Source organism: uncultured Selenomonas sp. (assembly GCA_905372355.1).
GTDB lineage: Bacteria > Bacillota > Negativicutes > Selenomonadales > Selenomonadaceae > Selenomonas.
The window spans coordinates 49,915-69,989 of record CAJPOT010000009.1; the positions used below are offsets into that span (position 1 = coordinate 49,915).

The window sequence follows — 20,075 nt, forward strand, 5'->3', positions numbered from 1 at the left end:
AAGCTATGGTATATCTTGTCGGAGCCGGCCCCGGAGATCCGGGGCTTTTGACGGTCAAGGCGCACGCGTGTCTCAAAAAAGCCGACACCGTCGTCTATGACTACCTCGCGGACAGCCGCATTCTCGCGCTCGTGCCGGAAGAAGCCGAGCGCATCTACGTAGGAAAAAGCGCGGGCAACCACGCGATGAAGCAGGAAGACATCTCGAAGCTCCTCGTCAAGCTCTCGCGCGAAGGAAAATGCGTCGTGCGCCTCAAGGGCGGCGATCCCTTCGTCTTCGGGCGCGGTGGCGAGGAAGCCCTGCTCTTAGCGGAAAACGGCCTGCCGTTTGAAATCGTGCCGGGCGTGACTTCTGCCATCGCCGTGCCCGCCTATGCGGGCATCCCCGTCACGCACCGCGGCGTCGCCGTCTCCTTCGCCGTCGTCACGGGGCACGAAGACCCGACGAAGGAAGCCTCAGGGCTAGACTGGCAGAAACTCGCGACGGGCGTCGATACGCTCGTCTTCCTCATGGGCGTCGGAAACCTTCCCGCCATCACAGCCGAACTCATGCGCCACGGCCGCGCCGGCAATACGCCCGCCGCCGTCATCCGCTGGGGCACACGCCCCGAGCAGGAGACGCTCATCACGACCGTCGAAAACGCCGCTGACGATGTGGCGCGAGCCGGACTCAAGCCGCCCGCCATCTTCCTCGTCGGCGATGTCGTGCGCTATCGCGAGAAACTGCGCTGGTTCGACGCGCCCGAGAGGCGTCCGCTCTTCGGCAAGCGCGTACTCGTGACGCGTGCGCGCGCCCAAGCCTCGAAGCTCACCGAAGGCCTCGAAGCGCTCGGCGCCGCGTGCCTCGAAGTGCCCGCGATCCGCATCAAAGAGCCTTCCGACGGCGGCGCGGCGCTCACCGCCGCCATCGCTCATATCGCCGACTACGACTGGCTGATCTTCACGAGCGCGAACGGCGTCGATCATTTCTTCCGTGCGCTTGACACTGTCGGCAAGGACGCACGCGCCCTCGCCCGCGCCAAAGTCGCCGCCATCGGCCCTGCGACAGCCGCCGCGCTCGCCGCCTGCGGCGTCCGCGCCGACTGCATGCCCGGCGAATACCGCGCCGAAGCCGTCGTCGAAGCCCTCAAGGGCGATGTGCGAAGCGGCACGCGCGTCCTCCTCGCACGCGCCGAAGAAGCGCGCGAAGTGCTGCCCGAAAGCCTCAGGGCGCTCGGCGCAGAGGTCACCGTCGCCGCCGCCTACTGCACAAAGCAGGCAGAGGCCGACGGCGCTGCTCTCGCAAAAAAACTCACGAGCGGCGAGATCGACATCGTGACTTTCACAAGCTCTTCGACGGCAAAGAACCTCTGCGCCATCCTCGGCGGCGCAGAGCCTCTGCAGCATGTCAAATGCGTCGCCATCGGCCCCATCACGGCGAAGACGTGCGAGGAGCTTGGCATACAGCCTGCGGCCGTCGCCAAAGAATACACGATCGAAGGACTCATCGAAACCATCAAGGAGATGCTGTTATGCTGAAGCAAACCCTTCGTCCGCGCCGCCTGCGCAGGACGGCGAACATCCGCGCCATGGTGCGCGAGACGGAGCTTTCCGTCCGTGATTTCGTCTACCCCATCTTCGTCGTGCCCGGCGAGAATATCAAGGAGGAAATCCCCAGCATGCCGGGCTGCTTCCACCTCTCCGTCGACCGCGCCGTCGAGCAGACGAAAGAACTCGCCGCACTCGGCATTCCCTCCGTCGAAGTCTTCGGCCTGCCCGAGTACAAGGACGAGATCGGCTCTTCGGCATGGGACGAGAAAAGCCCCGTGCAGCAAGCGATCCGCGCCATCAAACAGGCGGAGCCGGAGCTTGCCGTCGTCGGCGACGTCTGCCTTTGCCAGTACACGTCGCACGGCCACTGCGGCAAGCTATGCGGCCACGAAGTCGACAACGACGCGACGCTGCCGCTCCTTGCCAAGACAGCGGTCAGCCAGGCGGAAGCCGGCGCCGACATCGTCGCGCCGTCCGACATGATGGACGGGCGCATCGCCGCCCTGAGAGAAGCCTTGGATGAAGCCGGCTTCTCCCATGTCTCCATCATGAGCTACGCCGTCAAGTACGCTTCGGCGTACTACGGCCCCTTCCGCGATGCTGCGGACTCCGCGCCCTCCTTCGGCGACCGCCGCGCCTACCAGATGGATCCCGCCAACGCACGCGAGGCGATGAAAGAAGTCGCGCTCGACCTCGCCGAGGGCGCGGACATCATCATGGTCAAGCCCGCGCTCGCCTACCTCGACATCGTGCGCCGCGTGCGCGACGCCATCGACCGCCCCGTCGCCGTCTACAACGTCAGCGGCGAATACGCGATGGTCAAAGCGGCGGCAGCGAACGGCTGGATCGACGAGAAGCGCATCGTGCTCGAAACGCTCACAGGCATGAAGCGCGCGGGCGCCGACATCATCATCACCTACCACGCGATCGACGCGGCGAAGTGGCTTCAAGGCTGAAAAGGAGCGAAATATGCTGAACTTAGAAAAATCCCTGGAAGCGTTTGAAGAAGCGAAGACCCTCATGCCGGGCGGCGTCAACAGTCCCGTGCGCTCCTACAGAAACGTCGACTGCAATCCGCCCTTTATCGCACGCGGCGAAGGCGCGCACATCTTCGACATCGACGGCAACGAGTACGTCGACTATGTGCTGTCGTGGGGGCCGCTCGTCGCCGGACACGCGCATCCCGCCGTCGTCGCCGCGCTCGCTGACGCCGCCGCACGCGGCACGAGCTACGGCGCGCCGACGACGCTCGAATCCGACCTCGTGCGCCTCGTGCAGAAGGCTTATCCTTCGATGCAGCTCGTGCGCATGGTCAACTCGGGCACGGAAGCGACGATGAGCGCCCTGCGCCTTGCACGCGGCTTCACGGGACGCTCGAAGATCGTCAAGTTCGTCGGCTGCTACCACGGCCACAGTGACAGCCTGCTCGTCGACGCAGGCTCGGGGCTTGCGACCTTCGGCGTGCCGTCGAGTCCCGGCGTGACCGAGGGCGTCGCCAAGGACACAATCACCGTGCCGTTCAACGATGCGGACGCCATCACGCGCGTCATGACGGAATACGGCAAGGACATCGCCTGCATCATCGTCGAGCCTGTCGCGGGCAACATGGGCTGTGTCCTGCCCGAAAACGGCTATCTCGATACCTTGCGCACGCTGACCGAAAAGCACGGCGCACTCCTCATCTTCGACGAAGTCATGTGCGGTTTCCGCGCCTCCTTGGGCGGCGCGCAGGCTGCCTACGGCATCACGCCCGATCTCACCTGCCTCGGCAAGATCATCGGCGGCGGCCTGCCGTGCGCGGCCTACGGCGGCCGCCGTGACATCATGGAGCAGATCGCGCCCGCAGGCCCCGTCTATCAGGCGGGCACGCTCTCGGGCAATCCGCTCGCCATGACGGCGGGCATCGAAACGCTCAAGCTCATCTTGAAAGAGCCCGAACCAGGAGAAGCCGATGCGAGCCGTGCGCTCACGCTGAAGACGAAGAATCTCGTCCTCGGTCTTGAATCCGCCGCACGCGAGACGGGAGTCAAGATTCAGGCGCACCAGGCCGGCTCGATGTTCAGCATATTCTTCAATGAGGGCAAGGTCAAGGACTACGCAAGCTCCGCCGCTTCGGATCAGGAAGCCTTCAAGGTTTGGTTCCGCGCCATGCTCGAACAGGGCATCTACCTCGCCCCCTCGCAGTTCGAGACGCTCTTCCTCTCGCTCGCCCACACGGACGAAGACATCAACCGCACGATTGCTGCAGCGGAAAAGGCGTTTGCACAGGTCAAGTCGAAAAAATGATATTGTACGAAATGAACTAGGAAAAAAACGCGGTTTTTTCCTAGTTCATTTCACAACTAAGAAAAATATGCTCTTTTTTCTCAGTTCATTCTACACCTAAGAAAAAATCTGCTTTTTTTCCCGTGTCATACGAGGTGATGATCTATGCCGACACCCATCCTGCTAAAGCAATATCACCAAAATGAACCCAAAAGCCAAGAGCTTTACCACAGTTTGTACAATTCCGTCCTGGCACATCACATCGACATACCGATTAAGCATCTGAATGCTTCTCACGAATTTACCTCCTTTTATTACTATACGGAAGACATCATGCAAATTCTCTCCTCCATCATGCTTGAACTCCGTCAATTGACAAGCATTACAGCAACACTTCCTCACATAGCGATTGAATCCTTCCGTCGAGCCTGTCTAATCGAAGAGATCCAATCCAGCAACGCCATAGAAGGTGTTCGCAGTACACGCAAAGAAATCAAAACAGCTATCGATGAGCAAGATTCTACAGATTCTCATCATCGCCCCCGTCTCTGGAGTACTGTCAACAAGTATCTGAAACTTCAGCAGCAGGAAGAGATTTCTTTTCGTTGTAGTCATGACTTGCGTAAATTCTACGACGAATTTTTAGCAGACGAAATCAAAAGAGATGATCCTGCTAATCTTCCCGATGGCAAAATCTTTCGGAAAGAACCTGTCGATGTATGGTCCAAATCGAAAGTCATCCATCGCGGCATCATTCCAGAGGAAAAAATTATTCTCTCTATGGAAACTGCATTAAAAACTTTACAGAATGAACAAATCCCGGGATTAATACGTATTTCCATCTTCCATTATTTCTTTGGTTACATCCATCCCTTCTATGATGGAAACGGCCGGACCTCACGCTTTATTACATCATATTACCTTGCCAAAATATTACACCCATTGGTCGCAATCCGTCTCTCCATTACCATCAAAAAGTCCCTTCGCGTATACTATAAATTATTTGAAGATACTAATCATCCAGGAAACTACGGAGACTTAACACCATTTATTACCGGTTTCCTTTGGCTGATTCAGAAAAGTACCACTCGTGTCAATGAGATTTTACAGGAACGGCGAAAAAAACTTGATGCTTTGGCTCAAGCTCTTGAAATCCACTACTTCGGGACAGCAAAAAACAAAGCCGACTGGAAAATTTATTTTGTACTGCTGCAAGCATATCTTTTTTCAGATGACGGAGCAACCTTAAAAGAGATTGCGAGCACGGTTGGGCAAAGCGCAAAAACAATTCAGACACATATCAAACGCTATCCCGCTGATCATATCACGATGAACACAACACGCAGAGCCCACAGATATAAACTATCTACAGATTTTATAAAAAAATTGGAAACTCTTGCATCAAAATAAAGTTCCTCCTCATCCAATCCGCCAGATGTGCCTCGAATCCCCGCATGCAAGAGTTTCGTGACAGATTGCACATTTTGCCTTATAATAGAAGAAACTGTGCAAGCTGCCGCTCGCCTCATTTGTGCTGCGGCTGCACAAATGTCCAACAAAGGGGAAACATCATGGATAAAGAACAATTCCTGCACGTCTATCGCCACTCGTTGGCACATGTGCTTGCAAAGGCCGTTATCGAAGTCTTCGGCAAGGAGACGCAGTACGCCATCGGGCCGGAGATTGCCGACGGCTTCTACTACGACTTTCTCTTGCCGCGCCCAGCGACGAACGACGACCTCAAGACCATCGAGGAGAAGATGAAGGAAATCTTGAAGCGCAAGGAAGATTGGAAGCGCGAGGAGATTTCCAAGAAGGCGGCGCTCGAACTTTTCAAGAATCAAAAGTTCAAGGTCGAGCTCATCGAGGATCTGCCCGACGACGAGATCCTCACGACATACCGCACGGGCGATGACTTCGTCGACCTGTGCCGTGGGCCGCACGTCGAAAACTCCGCCGCACTATTGTCTGCCGCTTGGCAGCTTCGCTCCATGTCCGGCTCCTACTGGCGCGGCGACGAGAAGCGCGACCAGCTCACGCGCATCTATGCCTACGCCTTCCCGACGAAGGAGGAGCTCAAGGCGCACCTCGCGTTCATCAAGGACGCGCAGGAGCGCGACCACAAGAAGATCGGGCCGCAGCTCGACCTCTTCATGTTCGATGAAACGGCGCCCGGCATGCCCTACTGGCTGCCGCGCGGCTGGAAGCTCTTCAACGCGCTGCTGGAATTCTGGCGCGGCATTCACGAGGCGCATGGCTATCAGGAAGTTTCCGCACCCGTCATCAACAACAAGCGCCTGTGGGTCACGAGCGGCCACTGGGCGCACTACAAGGAAAACATGTTCCTGATTCCCGGCGCGGACGGCGACATCGAAGCGGACGACACCTTCGCGATCAAGCCGATGAACTGCCCGAACGCCATCAAGATCTACCAGCGCAAGACGCGCTCCTACCGCGATCTGCCGATTCGCTACAACACGGTCGACGTCATCCACCGCAAGGAGAAGTCGGGCGAGCTCAACGGCCTTTTCCGCGTGCAGCTCTTCCGTCAGGACGACGACCACACCTTCCTCATGGAAGACCAGATTGCCGCTGAGATGGGCGACATCATGGATATCGCTGACGAGATCTATTCGACCCTCGGCATGAGCTGCAAAGCGGAGCTTTCGACGCGCCCCGACGACTTTATGGGCGACATCGAGACGTGGAATATTGCAGAAAAAGAGCTCAAGGAGATCCTCGACCGCAAGTACGGCGAAGGCAATTACGAAGTCAACGAGGGCGACGGCGCCTTCTACGGCCCGAAGATTGACCTCAAGATGAAGGACGCGCTCGGCCGCGAGTGGCAGGTCGGTACCTTGCAGCTCGACTTCCAGCTGCCGCAGAACTTCGACCTCAAGTACATCGCCAAGGACGGCAGCCACAAGCAGCCCGTCGTGCTGCACCGCGCCATCTTCGGCTCGATGGAGCGCTTCATCGGCGTCCTCATCGAAAACTTCAAGGGCGCATTCCCCTTCTGGCTCAGCCCCGTGCAGGTCGGCATCGTGCCGATCCGCCCCGAGCACAACGACTACGCCAAGAAGGTCGCGCAGAAGCTCTTCAAGAGCCGCGTGCGCTTCGAGGTCGACTACGCCGACAAGAACATGCGTGAGAAGATCAAGGGCTTCAAGCACTACAAGGATCCCTACATCCTCGTCTTAGGCGACAAGGAAGCCGAGGAAAACACCGTCTCCATCAACGTGCGCGGCACGAACGAGCAGCTCAAAGATGTGCCGCTCGACACCTTCATCGAAATGTGCCGCACGATGAACGAAGAGCACAGCCTGGAGCTTCTGACGAAGATTCCCGGGTAAGCTCTCGCACAAACACATAACACAAAATGCCCCACCCGCCGCAAAATGCGGCAGATGGGGCATTTTTATATGCTTGCGCAGCTGAATCATGCATCAACACGATGCAAGCATCCCTATTCTAGCTTCGGTCGCTCGCCAGCGCCAGTGCATACACAGAGCCTGCGCCCGCCTTTTTCAGCACGGCGGCGCAAGACGTGAGCGTCGCCCCCGTCGTCAGGATGTCGTCGAGCAGCACGATGCTTTTCCCCGCAAGTTCTCCCGCGCCGCCTTTCCCCGCCTCGGAGAGGGAGAACGCGCCGCACACATTTTTCCTGCGCTCCTTCTCACCCAAGCCGTACTGCGGCGCAGTCGAGCGCATTCGCGTCAGCAAGGGGCGTGCGGGGATGCCCTTCGTCTTGAGCCAAGCGGCGAAGATCAGCTCGGCCTGATTGAAGCCGCGCTCCTTCTCGCGTGCTTCATGGAGCGGCACATAGACGGCAAGATCGGCGGCGAGAAATTGCTCCGGCAATTTCGCCGCCGCCAGAGCCGCATGGATGTAGGGCAGGACGCCGCGCCTGCCGCGATACTTGAGGTCACGAACGAGCGTGCCGAGCGCGCCGCCGTAGAAGCCGACCGCCCACGCATCATCGAGCGCGGCGAGCGCTTCTGCCGAAAGTGCGAGGCGATGCGGTCGCACCGTGCGCGAAAGGCAGGGCGCGCACCAGCCGCCGCGCCTCTCGCAGTAAGCGCCGCAGGACGGGCAGCGCGCGGGAAAGACGACGGAAGATACGGCGTCCGCCAAGGCGGCGAGCCATGCCGCGCCCCTCACGAGAGCAGCGGACTCTCGCCGCCCGCGCCCGCAAGCCTCTCGGCGAGCAATGTGTAGCGCCTGCGCGTCTTGTCGTTCGATACCGCCGTGAAGACAGCCGCCTTCGAGCCGAGCAGCACGACCTTCTTCTTCGCACGCGTCACCGCCGTATAGAGGAGGTTGCGCTGCAGCATGATGTGATGCGCGGCGACGAGCGGCAAGACGATCACGGGGTACTCACTGCCCTGGCTCTTGTGCACGCTCATGGCGTAGGCGAGCGTGAGCATCATGAGTTCGTTCGGCTCGTAGTCCGCTGTCAGTTCGTCGGAATAGCGCACCTTGACGCCGTCCGCCGACACCTCGCGGATGAAGCCGATGTCGCCGTTGAACACGCCCTTCGTGTAGTCGTTCTTCGTCTGCATGACCTTGTCGCCGACCCGGAATGTGAGCGTGCTGTTACGAAACTCCGCCTTTTCGGGCGCGGGCGGGTTGAGCGCCGCCTGCAGGAGGCGGTTCAGATTGTCGACGCCGCACGGCGTGCGGTGCATGGGCGACAGCACCTGCACATCCTCCAAAGCGTTGAATCCCTCGCGCGGCAATTCCTCGCGGCACAGCGCGACGATGCGCCGCGCCGCCGCCTCCTCGTCGGGCATCTCCAGGAACTCGAAATCGCCGCCCGCAGTGAACTGCGGCATGCGCCCGCGATTGATCGCGTGCGCGTTCAGGACGATCGTTCCCTCGCCGCTCTGGCGAAAGACTTCCTTCAAGCGCACGCTCGGCACAGCGCCCGAGCGCAGGATGTCCTTGAGGACGGAGCCGGGACCGACGGCAGGAAGCTGGTCGACATCGCCGACGAGTATGACGCGTGCGCCCTCGGGCACGGCTTCGAGGAAATGCTCCATGAGCACGATGTCCATCATCGACACCTCGTCGAGGATGATAGCGTCGGCGTCCAGAGGATCGTCCGCGTCCTTCTCGAATACGGGCGAGCCGTCGGCCTCTATGCCGCCCTGTGCGCCCAGAAGCCGATGCACCGTCTCCGCCTTGCGCCCCGTCGCCTCTGCGAGCCGCTTCGCTGCGCGCCCCGTCGGCGCACCGAGGAGCACGGAGAGCCCCTGGCTCTCAAGAACTGCGATCATGCCGCGCACGACCGTCGTCTTGCCCGTGCCCGGGCCGCCCGTCAGCACGAAGACCGCATGGTCGAGCACGGCGGCGACAGCCTGCTGCTGCTCTGCGGCGAGCGTGATGCCCGCCGCCCGCTCCCAGTCGGCGACGATGGCCGCCGCCTTTTCTGCAGGCAGCACGGCAGCCTTCTGCTGCAGGAAGAAAAGCATCTGCGCCGTGCGCTTCTCCGCGCGGTAGAGCCACGGCGGATAAATGAGCGTCTCCGCGCCGATCTCCTCGAAGGCGAGCCTTTCGGCGGCCAAGGCTTCCTTCAAGACCTCGCGCACCTCCTCCGTCGGCGTGCCGAGGAGCTTCGCCGCACGCTCCGTCAAAGCGGGCGCAGGGATGCAGCAATGCCCCTGCTGGGAGACGGTGAGGAGCGCGTGGCCTAGCCCTGCCTCGATGCGTTCCTTGCTGTCCTCGGCGATTCCTGCGCTCTTGGCAATCGCATCCGCTGTCAAAAAGCCGATGCCGGCGACGTCGCGTGCCAGACGGTACGGATGCTTTTCCATGACCTCGATGGCAAAGGAGCTGTACGTCTCGAAGATGCGTGCGGCATACGCGCCCGAAACGCCGTGCATTTCGAGCCACAGCATGATCTCTCTGAGCTCCTCCTTCTCCATGTAGGAAGAGTGGATCTTCGCCGCCGTCTTCTTGCCGACGCCCGCGACCTCGGTGAGGCGCGAGGGCTTCTTCTCGATGATCTCAAGCGTCTCCTTGCCGAACTTCTGCACGAGGCGGTGCGCCATCGCCTCGCCGACGCCCGCGATCGCGCCCGACGCAAGGAAGCGCTCGATGCCCGCGAGACTCGTCGGCGCAGAAACGCGAAGCGTCGCCGCCTTGAACTGCTCACCGAAGCGCGGGTGCTGTACCCATTCGCCCGAAAGCGCAATCTCCTGCCCCACGAGCGGTGCGGGCGCGTTCGCCGTCACCGTCACGAGTCCACGCCGCCCCGATGGCCGCAGGCGAAAGACCGTGAACCCCCCCTCGGGCGCGGCAAAGACGACGCTTTGTGCCGTCCCTTCGAGCGTTTCCATGCTGCACCTCCTGTCCCTTGGCGGCTCTTTTCCTTCCTGCGCTTCGCTCCGCGCAAAGGCTCAGTCTCGCCGCGGGCATTTCCCTAGTCGGCGAGCGCTTCCCAACGCGCGTAGCGCTCCTCGATCTCCTGCTCCTTCGCCGCATACAATTCGGCGATTTCCGCGCTCTTTTCGGGATCGCCCTGCACCTCGGGTCGGTTCATCTCGAACTCCAATCCCTTGAGTTCCGCCTCCGCCATGGCGATCTCCGCCTCGGCGCGTGCGAGCATCTCGGTGCGCTTGGCGTCCGACAGAGATGCGAGGCGGCGCTGCTCCTGCTCCTTGCTCCGAGCGGCGCTTTCCTCTGCCGTCTTAGAAGCAGCTGCACCGCTCGCCGCGCCTGCGGCAGAGCCTGCCGGCTTCGGCGACGCGTCCGACGCCGCACCTGCCGCCCGCCGCCCGACGGAAGCCGCGCTCTTTTTTGCCGCCTTTTTCGCGCCGCCCGCCCTTTCTTCGGCAGCTTCGGCGGCTTCTTTCTCCTCGATTTCCTTCTTCATGCGGTAGTAGCTGTAGTTTCCCTCGTACTCGCGCAAACTTCCCGCCGCAAGCTCCGCCGTCGTATTCGCGACCTTGTCGAGGAAGTAGCGGTCATGCGAGACGACGACGAACGTGCCGGGAAATGCCATCAGCGCCTCTTCGACCGCTTCGCGCGCAGGAATGTCGAGATGGTTCGTCGGCTCGTCGAGCACGAGGAAGTTCGCGCCCGTGAGCATGAGCTTGAGGAACGCCAAACGCGCCTGCTCGCCGCCCGAGAGATCGCCAATGCGGCGAAAGACCTCGTCGCCGTGGAAGAGGAACGCGCCGAGGTACTTGCGCGCCTCGTCCTCTGCGATACCGAAATCGTAGTTGAGCTCGCCAACCAAGGTATTCTCGGGATTCAGCCCCTCATGCTGCTGCGAGAAATAGCCGATCTTCACGCGGCTGCCGATCTTCACGCGCCCCGTCTGCGCTGCAAGCTCGCCCAGAAGCACGCGCAGAAGCGTCGTCTTGCCCGCGCCGTTCGGGCCGACGATGGCGATACCGTCGCCCTTGCGGACCAGCAAGGAGAGATGCGAAAACACGGCGCGGCTGCCAAAAGCGAAGGTCACATCCTCCAATTCCGCCACGCGGTCGGCGCACTCGGCAGGCGGATGAAAGGCGAAGTAGCTGAAGCTCGCCTTCTCCGCCGGCAGCACGATGCGTTCCATACGGCGCAGTTGGCTCTCGCGCCCGCGCGCCTGCTTCGCCTTGATGCCCGCGCGATAGCGGCGGATGTACTCCTCCGTGCGCTTGATGTGCTCCTGCTGCTTCTCGTAGGCGGCGAGCAGCGACTTCTGCCGCTCGGCATGCACCTTCTGAAAGTAGCTGTAATTTCCCGCGTACGCGGTCACCGTGCCGCCTGAAAGGTCGAGGATGTGCGTCGCCACGCGGTCGAGGAAGAAGCGGTCATGCGAGATGATGATGACGCCGCCCGCATACTCCTGCAGGAAGCCTTCGAGCCACTCGATCATCTTGATGTCGAGATGGTTCGTCGGCTCATCGAGAAAAAGGAAATCCGGCTCGCGCAGCAGCGCCTTCGCGAGACATATTCGCGTCCTCTGCCCGCCCGAGAAGTGATGCACATCCTTCTCGAAGTCTTCCGCCGTGAAGCCTAGGCCGAAGGCAACGCGGCGGATGCGGCTCTCGAACGAATAGCCGCCGAGCCGCTCGAACTCGTCGACGACGCGCCCGTAGAGTGCGAGCTTCTCCTCGCTCGATGCGGCGGCAATCTCCTTTTCCAATGCACGCTTCTTCTCGCCGAGGTCGATGACGTCGGCAAAGGCACGGCGAAACTCCTCGTAGAGCGTGCCCTCGCCGAACGCCGCCTGCTGCTCGACGTAGCCGATCGCCGCGCCGTCGTCGAGCTGCACGCTTCCGGCATCCGCCTCTTCCTCGCCCAGGAGGCAGCGCATCAAGGTCGTCTTGCCCGCGCCGTTCGCGCCGACAAGACCCGCGCGTTCGCCGCGGCGCACCTCAAAGGTCACATCATGGAAAATCTCTTTCACGCCAAACGATTTGGCAAGCCCGACTGCCTTCACCTAAAACTCCCTTTTCCCCATGGCGCACGCATACGTTTCGCCCCCATCTGCACACAGCGAGGGACTTTAGGAATCACTGATAAATTCAGCCATCCATCTTCGCACATCTGAACGACCTCATTTTATCAGCGTTCCTTTTCATCCGTGCTTCCCTGACAACAATGATTTGCAAAATAATCTTATCGCTTCACATAATCCCTGCCGATGTTCACGAGCGCCTCGTCCTTCGCGCCGCCCTCCATGAGGATGCACGGAAACGGCATGCCGTAGAAGAGGTCTACCGTCCTGCCGGCCGCCGTGATCGTCGTCTGCGCTCGGTCGCTCCTCTTGCCCGTCTCGACGCTGCGGATGACGAAGCCCTTCGCCTGCAGGATCGCCGCGACCTCCGCTCCCGCGCCCGTGATGCCGCTCGAATTGACGACCGTGACGACGACCGCGCTCGGTGCGGGCGGCTTCGTCGGCTCTTCCTTCTTCTTTGCCGCGCTCTCGCCCGCTGCATCGCCGCCCGCCGCTTTTTCGCCCGACTGCGGCCCGGCATCGTCGAAGCGGAAGCCCTCGGGCATTTCCGCCTTGTACTTCGCCGCATAGCTCTCAGCGCGCTCCGCCGCCTCGCCTGCAAACGGGACGCCCGCCGCGCGCGCCGCCATGCGGCGGATCTCCACGATGTCGGGAATCCAATAGCTGACGCCCTTGAACCAAGCGGGATTGCCCGGCGCCATCTCCGCCGTGAGTCCCTGCTCCTGCACCTTCTTCATGATCTGCAGGAACTTGATCATGTCGCTCGTGTCGAGGTCAGTCTTGACGCTCTTCGCCACTTCGCTCACGATCTCAGGCAGCTTCGCGAAGATCTCGGGCGTGGTCACCTTCTGCAGAACCGCACGCATGAAGCGCTGCTGGCGGCGAATGCGCCCGATGTCGCCCTCCATGTCACGATAGCGCACATACTCGATTGCTTTCTTGCCCGTCATGTGCTGCATGCCCGGGTAGATGTCGATGACGAGTCCACCATCGTCATCCCAAGGGTCTTCGTAGTACATGCGCTTCTCCACGTCGATGTCGATGCCGTCCAAGGCGTCGATGATGCGCTCGAAGGCATGCACGTCGATGAGGATATAATAGTCCATCGGCACGTCAAGCAGCTGCTCAAGCGTCTTCTTCGTCAGCGCGTAGCCGCCGTAGGCGTAGGCAGCATTGATCTTGTCGTAGCCCGCCCCCTCGATGGCAACGCGCGTATCGCGCGGAATCGAAAGCAGCGATGCCGTCCCCTTCTCGGGATCGACCGTCGCGACCATCAAGGTGTCGCTTCGCCCCACATCGTCCTTTCGCTCATCGACGCCCAAGATCATCACGTGGATCTCGGAACTTCCTGCGATCATGCCGTCCGCCGTCGTGCGGCGCGCAAGACCGCCGCCGAAAAAATGCACCGCAGCCGCCGCGACTGCAGCGACGAGCAAGACGGCAACGAGGATCCCAATGCGCCGATAACTGCGCTTCTGCTCCAAAACTTCCCCTGCTTTCCTTATCGAATACAGACAGCTGCCGCCGTCTGCCTTCATACTCATATAGTTCAATACAGCAGTATAGCAAAAAAAGCCCGAAGCCGCAATAAAAGGGCGCAAGAGGAGAAATGTTGACCAATTATCAATTAATTGCTATAATGAATCCAAAAGTCCAAATTATGCAAAAGTCTTGGGTTTTTAGTCCTAAAGGAGGAAAATAATGTTCAACAAAAAATCTTCGCGTCCTTCGCTGGCGCTTTTCGTCGCGCTCGCCCTCGGCAGCGGCGCGTTGCTTGCACCATCAGCGGCGGGCGCTGCCGATGTCAATGGGCAGAATGTGGAGATTGACGATGCACATGCACCAAGCAACAACGTGACCGACCCCAACAATAGCAGCAATGCGATTGGTACGGCAGCAGGCTTCATCAGCAATGCAGCCGACAATGGCAATGTCACGAACAACACACTGACCTTCAACGGTCGACCAGGCCCTAGCCCCTATGACAAGCCTCTGTTCGGCGGCCTCACGTTCGGCACGGGAGATGTCACGGGGAACAAGGTATTCGTCAACCCGTCAGTGTCTCCGCTTCTCTCAGCCGCCGATGGCATATACGGCGGCGGCGCAGATGGCGGCGGAAGCGTCCAAAACAACCATGCCGTATTCGACGGCCATTTTCTCAACAGCGATATGGTCGGCGGCATGACGAGAACAAGGGGCACGGGAATCGTCAAGGAAAATACGGCGACGCTCAAGGGAGGCAGCACGAACTACGACATCTACGGCGGCATGGCAAGAGCCGGCGCCAACGGCGATGTCCTCGGCAATACGGCGACCATCGAAGACGGCAGCATCACGGGCAAGGTCTATGGCGGATACACCGATGGCACGGGCAAGGTAACGGGCAATACCGCCACGCTCACAGGCGGCACGCTGAGCAGCGATATTTATGGCGGCGTTGCTGCGAGCGGGGATGCCGTAAAGAACACCGTCAACATCAAGGGCGGTTCCGCAGCGGGCCACGATGTCTACGGCGGTTTCTCAACAAGCGGCAATGCGACGGGCAACATCGTCAATATCACGGGCGGCTCGGTACGCAATGTGGATGGCGGACGTTCTCTGAACGGCAACGCAACGGGCAACACCGTCAATATCGGCAGTGCAAACGCCGCCTTCGGCGGAAGCATCACCGGCATTATCAACGGCGGCAGCGGAACCACCTACGGGAATGACTACCATACAGGCAATAAGCTGAACGTCTACGGCAATGCGACAGCATCCAATATCAGAAATTTCGCCGAGATCAACTTCCACTTCAATGCGCATGTGAATCAATCCGCTTCCTTCCTGACCTTGAATGATGGCGGCGGAACGACGATCGAAAGTCTCAGCGACCTCAACGTGGACGGCGAGCACGGACACAAAGGCGTGCTGCTGCAGAACACACCCGGCAGCATCACGATTACAGATGGTCAGAATCGCCGCATCAAGACGAGCGACGACAAGGAGCTCATCCTGGAAAAATCCACAGACAACCAGAGAATTACCTACGAAGGCTATCAGTTTGCAAACGCGACGGAGTCGACGACCATCACGGAAAGCGGCCTCACAAGCACTTGGGGCGGCCGCTCCGTCGTCGGCAACTCGACGCGCCACAACAAGATCACCGTCGGAAGCGGCACCCATGACAATATCTACGGTGGTTGGACAGCAGGCACCGGTACAACTGCAACGGATAAAGACAACAGCTACAAGAACGAAGTCACGCTCGACGGCAACGGCGCAACGACAGATAACCTCTATGGCGGCTATGTCGATACCGATGCAGGAAAAGCTGAGGAAAACACCGTCACGATAAAGAACGGTACAGTGAATACCGCCGTCTATGGCGGCGTTGCCAATAAAGTCGCAGGCACGGGGCATGTCAAAAAGAACAAAGTGAACATCTCCGGCGGTACAGTCAGCAACGTCTACGGCGGCTACAGCGCAGGCTCGGGCGATGTACTTGAAAATGAAGTCACAGCCACAGGCGGCACGTTGAACGGCAACATTCACGGCGGGCAGTCTACGACAGGCGCGGCTACAGGCAATATAGTGACTTTGAAAAACGTCACCGTCAGCGGTAACGTCACAGGCGGCGAAGGCGCGGCGACGAACAACAATACGGTCAACCTCAATGGCGGCGCAAATGTCACGAGCGCGCTCAAGGGCGGCTCGCAGGCAAACGGCACAGGCAACACGCTCAATATCAAGGGCAAGGACAATAGCGCAGGGCAGATCGCAGGCTTTCAAAAAATGGTGTTCGATGCGACAGGCGTGACGCAGGGCGATACCATGCTGCACCTCACAGATAGCACAGCGATGAATGGCGTCGATAAAGACATGCTCAAGGCCAACGGCACGTCTGCCGGAAAAGTCACCCTGCTTGAAAACAATGCGGGCATCAACTTCACGACCGCCGTTGCAGGTGACGTCTTGAAGTCCGAAACGAACGATACGATGGAGAAGAGCATCGGCGTCGAAAGAAACGGCAGCCAAATCACAAAGGTCACCTATGAAGGCTACCAGTTCAAAGGCAAGCATACGACGACCAGTTTCACGGAAAGCGGCGTCACCAGCACTTGGGGCGGCCGCTCGAAAGCAGGCAACACGACGACAGAGAACACGATCACCGTCGCCAGTGGCACGCACACGAACATATACGGTGGTTGGACGACCGGCTCTGGCTCGACAGCGACAGCCGATAAGCAGAAGAACAGCACTGCCAACAAGGTCAAGGTCAACGGCTCGGCAAATGTCACGGGCACAGTCTACGGCGGCTTCACCAATGTCGCTGGCGGCAAGGCACAAAATAACGAAGTCACGCTTGAAAAGAATCTCTCGGCAAATATCGTCGGCGGCAAATCCACAACAGGCGAAGCCTCAAACAACACCGTCAACCTCGCCAATGCCACCGTCAATTCCATCACGGGCGGCGACGGCGCTACGACGCACAACAATACGGTCAACCTCAACGGCGGCGCAAATGTCACAGGCGTCCTCAAGGGCGGCTCGGCTGCAAACGGCACAGGCAATACGCTCAATGTCAAGGGCAAGGACAACAAGGCCGGCACGATCTCGGGCTTCCAGAAGATAAATTTCGACGCGACGGGTGCATCTACAGACGCAGCGATGCTGCGAACGACGGGCGCAACTGACGTCAACTGGGAAACACTGACCGTGAAGAATGCCAGCGCAAGCGAAAAGCCGCTGACGCTTCTGGAAAATGCGAACGGCATCAACATCAGCGGCCGCACGGGCGACGCTGTGAAATCCGAGCTGAACGCCGACGCCACGATGGAGACGAACATCGACGTTCGCCAGTCGGGCAGCACGATCACCGCCATCACCTACGAAGGCTACACCTTCAAGGGCGCGACGCAGGCGACGACCTACGGCGCAGACACCTGGGCGGGACGCTCCAAGGCGGGCAACACGACGCAGGACAACAAGCTCTCGCTCAGCGATGCCAGCAAGACCTACGCGAACGTCTACGGCGGCTGGACGAGCGGCACAGGCACGAAAGCTGCCGCTGACAAGCAGAACAACAGCTTAAACAACACTGTCGACTACACGGCGGGCACGGTCACGGGCACGCTCTACGGCGGCTATGCCGCAAACGGCGAGGCCTCGGGCAACACCGTGAACCTCGGTGCCGTCACGACTGCCGCCAACGTCTACGGCGGATTCGGTGCAGTGACGAAGAACAACACGATCAACCTCAAGGGCGCACGCGTCACGGGCACGGTCACAGGCGGCTCGCAGGCAAACGGCACGGGCAACACGCTCGCCGTCTACAAGCCATCCGAAGTGCACGACTTCGCAGGCATCCAGAACCTCCACTTCTACACCGACGAGATGGCAGCGGGCGCGGCGACGCCCATGCTCAAGCTCGGCACGGCGACGAAGGACATCCGTGGCCTAAACATCGGCGTCGCCAGAAGCGGCGCCGCGCCGAAGCTCAACAAGGGCGACAAGATCCTGCTCATGAAGACGGCGGGGGGCGCACTCACGACGGACGCCACGATTCAGAACAAGGTCGAAGGAATGCAGGGCGTATCGCGCCGCTACGAGTACGAGATCAAGCAGGAAGCGACGGGTGATCTGACGGCAACCGTCACCAAGGCGGGCTTTGCCGAGCAGGCGAAATCCCTCGTCGAAACACGCGCAGGACTCGCCAGCTTCGTCAACCAAGGTGCCGACTACCTCGTGCAGGACGCCCTTGCCGCCGCCCAGATGTCCGTCAGCGCAAGCGACTCCGACAAGGGCGGCAAGAACGCTCAGCGCAAGGCGGTCGCCTCCGACGGCGCAGCCTACCAGCTCTGGGCAGGTGCAGGTGCGAACAGCATGCGAGCGGAAAGCGGCTCCTACGTCGACTCCAAGGGCTGGAACCTCGGTGTCGGCTGGGCGCGTGAAGATGTTCAGAAAGACGGCGCGAAGGTTCTCTTCAGCCCCTTCGTCGAATACGGCCGCGGCACCTACGACTCCTACCTCGACGACGGCACGCACGGCAACGGCAAGATCAGCTATATCGGCGCGGGCATCCTCAGCAAGCTTACGCAAAAAGACGGTCTCTGGCTCGAAGGATCTCTGCGTGCAGGCCGTGCCAAGAGCGACTACAGCGCCAACCTCAGCGGCACGGCGGCGAGCTACGACGGCTCGAACACCTATTACGGTGCTCACCTCGGCGCAGGCAAGACCTTCGCGATCAAGGAAGGCTCTTCCATTGACGCCTATGCACGCTACTTCTGGTCGCACCAGAACAGCATGACGGCGACACTCAACACGGGCGACCGCTACGAATTTGGCAGTGTCAACTCACAACGTCTGCGCCTCGGCTTCCGCTACAGCCTCAAGGACAAGACGACGGGCGAATTCTATGCAGGTCTCGCCTGGGAGCACGAATTCGCGGGCAAGGCGGGTGCGACATACGAGGGCGACGCCGCCCCCAGCCCCTCGCTCAAAGGCTCGAGCTACATGCTCGAACTCGGCTATCGCTTCATGCCTGAGAACAGCCGCGTGAGCTACGACCTCCACCTCAATGGCTGGCAAGGTCAACGCAAGGGCATCACGGGCGGCGCATCCGTCAAGTGGGCGTTCTGACAAAACAGCAAACATGATGTGGCATTAGGAAAAAATAAACAGCTAGAAGGGCAGTCTCTCTCGACCTTAGTCGAGAGAGACTGCCCTTCTTATATTTCCATATAGGAAAGAACGCCTTGCGCCGCACTTTTCCCTTATTGACAAGCGCCCCCTTCTTCCCCAAAATTAGAGGATTCTCGCCCATTTCACTTCTTTCTTAAATTGACAATTCCCCTATATCGATGCTAAGATACTCATGTGTTTTAAGAATGAAAGCATATATATTATTTATGCTTTCATTCTGCGGAGAATCCATACCGCCGTTCGTTAACTTCTATCATCATGAAGAGGTGTTCATTTTGAAAAAGGCCAAAATTCTTTCCGCCCTTGTCGGCGCTGCTATGCTCACCACTGCCGTCCCCGCATCTGCTCACGGTGTCTGGTTCGCACCGCGTCTGGATCAGACCCAGCTCGTCCTCGGCGAAGGTTACAAAGACAATGCTTATGACCCAAAGGATGTCACGATGCTTGTCGGCTTCGATAAAACCTATACGCGGGTTCCTCTCGAAATCATTGACGGCGGCAATCACATCACGATCAATCCGTCTCAAAATGTTTCCGTCGCTGTCGTCTATTTTGACTACGGCTATTGGTCGAAAGGGCCGGACGGCAAATACGTCAACAAGCCAATGGATCAAGTTCCCGGCTCGACCGTAGGCACGCATGCCATCAAATACAGCGTCAATTATCTCAAAGGCGTCGACAAGGTGGCTCCCTTGCCGGATCTGCCGTACCAGATCGTTCCCCTGAAAGATCCCACCAAGCTCAAAGTCGGCGATTATCTGCCCGTACAGGTACTGCACAACGGTCAGCCGCTGCCAAACGCTGAAATCATCCCCGACGTCGTCAATCACCACACCGTGACAATGACTACAGACAAGGACGGCAAAGCCAATGTTCTCGTCGCCAACGGCAGCATCAATGTCATCGGTCTCGAACTCGCAGAGGATTATCCGCAGTCCGACGGCAAAGCGACACGCGACAAGATCTTCAGCAGTCTGAGCTTCATGATTTATCCGCCGGAAAACGACTGATCTGAGGCACGAATACGGGATTTCATAAGCGAAAGCCCACCCATTTCCTTGAATGCCAGTCAAAATTCTTACTCAGCTGAAGCATGTTTGAGTAAGAATTTTGACCGCACGGAAAAGGGCGGGCTTTTTTAG

General features: G+C 59.5%; 11 protein-coding genes. 7 read left to right on the plus strand and 4 right to left on the minus strand.

Annotation, left to right across the window (positions count from 1 at the left end; translation table 11 throughout):
* The first annotated feature begins 5 nt into the window (after window positions 1-5).
* The 5 genes from cobA (at window position 6) to thrS (ending at window position 7,147) form a co-directional block, all read left to right on the plus strand.
* Complete coding sequence (gene cobA / locus QZ177_RS07160) at window positions 6-1,517, plus strand: uroporphyrinogen-III C-methyltransferase (RefSeq protein ID WP_294176372.1); 1,512 nt, start codon at window positions 6-8, stop codon at window positions 1,515-1,517.
* Window positions 1,511-2,485, plus strand: a complete 975-nt coding sequence (hemB, locus tag QZ177_RS07165) for a porphobilinogen synthase (protein ID WP_294176374.1) — start codon at window positions 1,511-1,513, stop codon at window positions 2,483-2,485. The genes cobA and hemB overlap by 7 nt, the downstream gene beginning before the upstream one ends.
* Before the next feature lie 13 nt (window positions 2,486-2,498).
* A complete protein-coding gene (gene hemL, locus QZ177_RS07170) occupies window positions 2,499-3,815 on the plus strand; it encodes a glutamate-1-semialdehyde 2,1-aminomutase (RefSeq protein WP_294176376.1) in 1,317 nt (438 codons plus the stop codon).
* 144 nt (window positions 3,816-3,959) lie between these two features.
* Window positions 3,960-5,204, plus strand: a complete 1,245-nt coding sequence (locus tag QZ177_RS07175) for a Fic family protein (protein ID WP_294176377.1) — start codon at window positions 3,960-3,962, stop codon at window positions 5,202-5,204.
* Between the two features lie 161 nt (window positions 5,205-5,365).
* Window positions 5,366-7,147: a threonine--tRNA ligase gene (gene thrS / locus QZ177_RS07180; protein ID WP_294176378.1), complete on the plus strand. Its 1,782-nt coding sequence runs from the start codon at window positions 5,366-5,368 to the stop codon at window positions 7,145-7,147.
* Between the two features lie 118 nt (window positions 7,148-7,265).
* Here thrS and QZ177_RS07185 read toward each other — a convergent pair whose 3' ends face one another.
* The 4 genes from QZ177_RS07185 to QZ177_RS07200 all read right to left on the minus strand — a co-directional run bounded on the left by QZ177_RS07185 (window position 7,266) and on the right by QZ177_RS07200 (window position 13,793).
* Window positions 7,266-7,955 (minus strand): ComF family protein, encoded by a 690-nt coding sequence (locus QZ177_RS07185; RefSeq protein WP_294176380.1) that lies wholly within the window; start codon window positions 7,953-7,955, stop codon window positions 7,266-7,268.
* Window positions 7,952-10,135 carry an ATP-dependent RecD-like DNA helicase gene (locus tag QZ177_RS07190; protein WP_294176383.1) on the minus strand — a complete coding sequence of 728 codons (2,184 nt, stop codon included), beginning with the start codon at window positions 10,133-10,135 and terminating at the stop codon, window positions 7,952-7,954. Before QZ177_RS07190 ends, QZ177_RS07185 begins: the two co-directional genes overlap by 4 nt.
* 83 nt (window positions 10,136-10,218) lie before the next feature.
* Window positions 10,219-12,231 carry an ABC-F family ATP-binding cassette domain-containing protein gene (locus QZ177_RS07195; RefSeq protein WP_294176384.1) on the minus strand — a complete coding sequence of 671 codons (2,013 nt, stop codon included), beginning with the start codon at window positions 12,229-12,231 and terminating at the stop codon, window positions 10,219-10,221.
* Between the two features lie 179 nt (window positions 12,232-12,410).
* Window positions 12,411-13,793, minus strand: coding sequence for an LCP family protein (locus tag QZ177_RS07200; protein WP_294176385.1), 1,383 nt, complete (start codon window positions 13,791-13,793; stop codon window positions 12,411-12,413).
* Between the two features lie 157 nt (window positions 13,794-13,950).
* On the opposite strand from QZ177_RS07200, the gene QZ177_RS07205 reads away from it, so the two are divergent.
* Complete coding sequence (locus QZ177_RS07205; protein ID WP_294176386.1) at window positions 13,951-18,870, plus strand: autotransporter outer membrane beta-barrel domain-containing protein; 4,920 nt, start codon at window positions 13,951-13,953, stop codon at window positions 18,868-18,870.
* Window positions 18,871-19,199: 329 nt separating this feature from the next.
* Entirely contained in the window at window positions 19,200-19,943 is a 744-nt protein-coding gene (locus QZ177_RS07210) for a DUF4198 domain-containing protein (protein ID WP_294176387.1), read from the plus strand.
* Window positions 19,944-20,075: the final 132 nt, after the last annotated feature.

What these genes read in the sequence shown, in the direction of transcription:
- cobA (WP_294176372.1), top strand. Translation starts at nt 6, where the DNA reads ATGGTATATCTTGTCGGAGCCGGCCCCGGAGATCCGGGGCTTTTGACG.
- QZ177_RS07190 (WP_294176383.1), bottom strand. Translation starts at nt 10,135, where the DNA reads ATGGAAACGCTCGAAGGGACGGCACAAAGCGTCGTCTTTGCCGCGCCC.
- hemB (WP_294176374.1), top strand. Translation starts at nt 1,511, where the DNA reads ATGCTGAAGCAAACCCTTCGTCCGCGCCGCCTGCGCAGGACGGCGAAC.
- hemL (WP_294176376.1), top strand. Translation starts at nt 2,499, where the DNA reads ATGCTGAACTTAGAAAAATCCCTGGAAGCGTTTGAAGAAGCGAAGACC.
- QZ177_RS07205 (WP_294176386.1), top strand. Translation starts at nt 13,951, where the DNA reads ATGTTCAACAAAAAATCTTCGCGTCCTTCGCTGGCGCTTTTCGTCGCG.
- thrS (WP_294176378.1), top strand. Translation starts at nt 5,366, where the DNA reads ATGGATAAAGAACAATTCCTGCACGTCTATCGCCACTCGTTGGCACAT.
- QZ177_RS07175 (WP_294176377.1), top strand. Translation starts at nt 3,960, where the DNA reads ATGCCGACACCCATCCTGCTAAAGCAATATCACCAAAATGAACCCAAA.
- QZ177_RS07200 (WP_294176385.1), bottom strand. Translation starts at nt 13,793, where the DNA reads ATGAGTATGAAGGCAGACGGCGGCAGCTGTCTGTATTCGATAAGGAAA.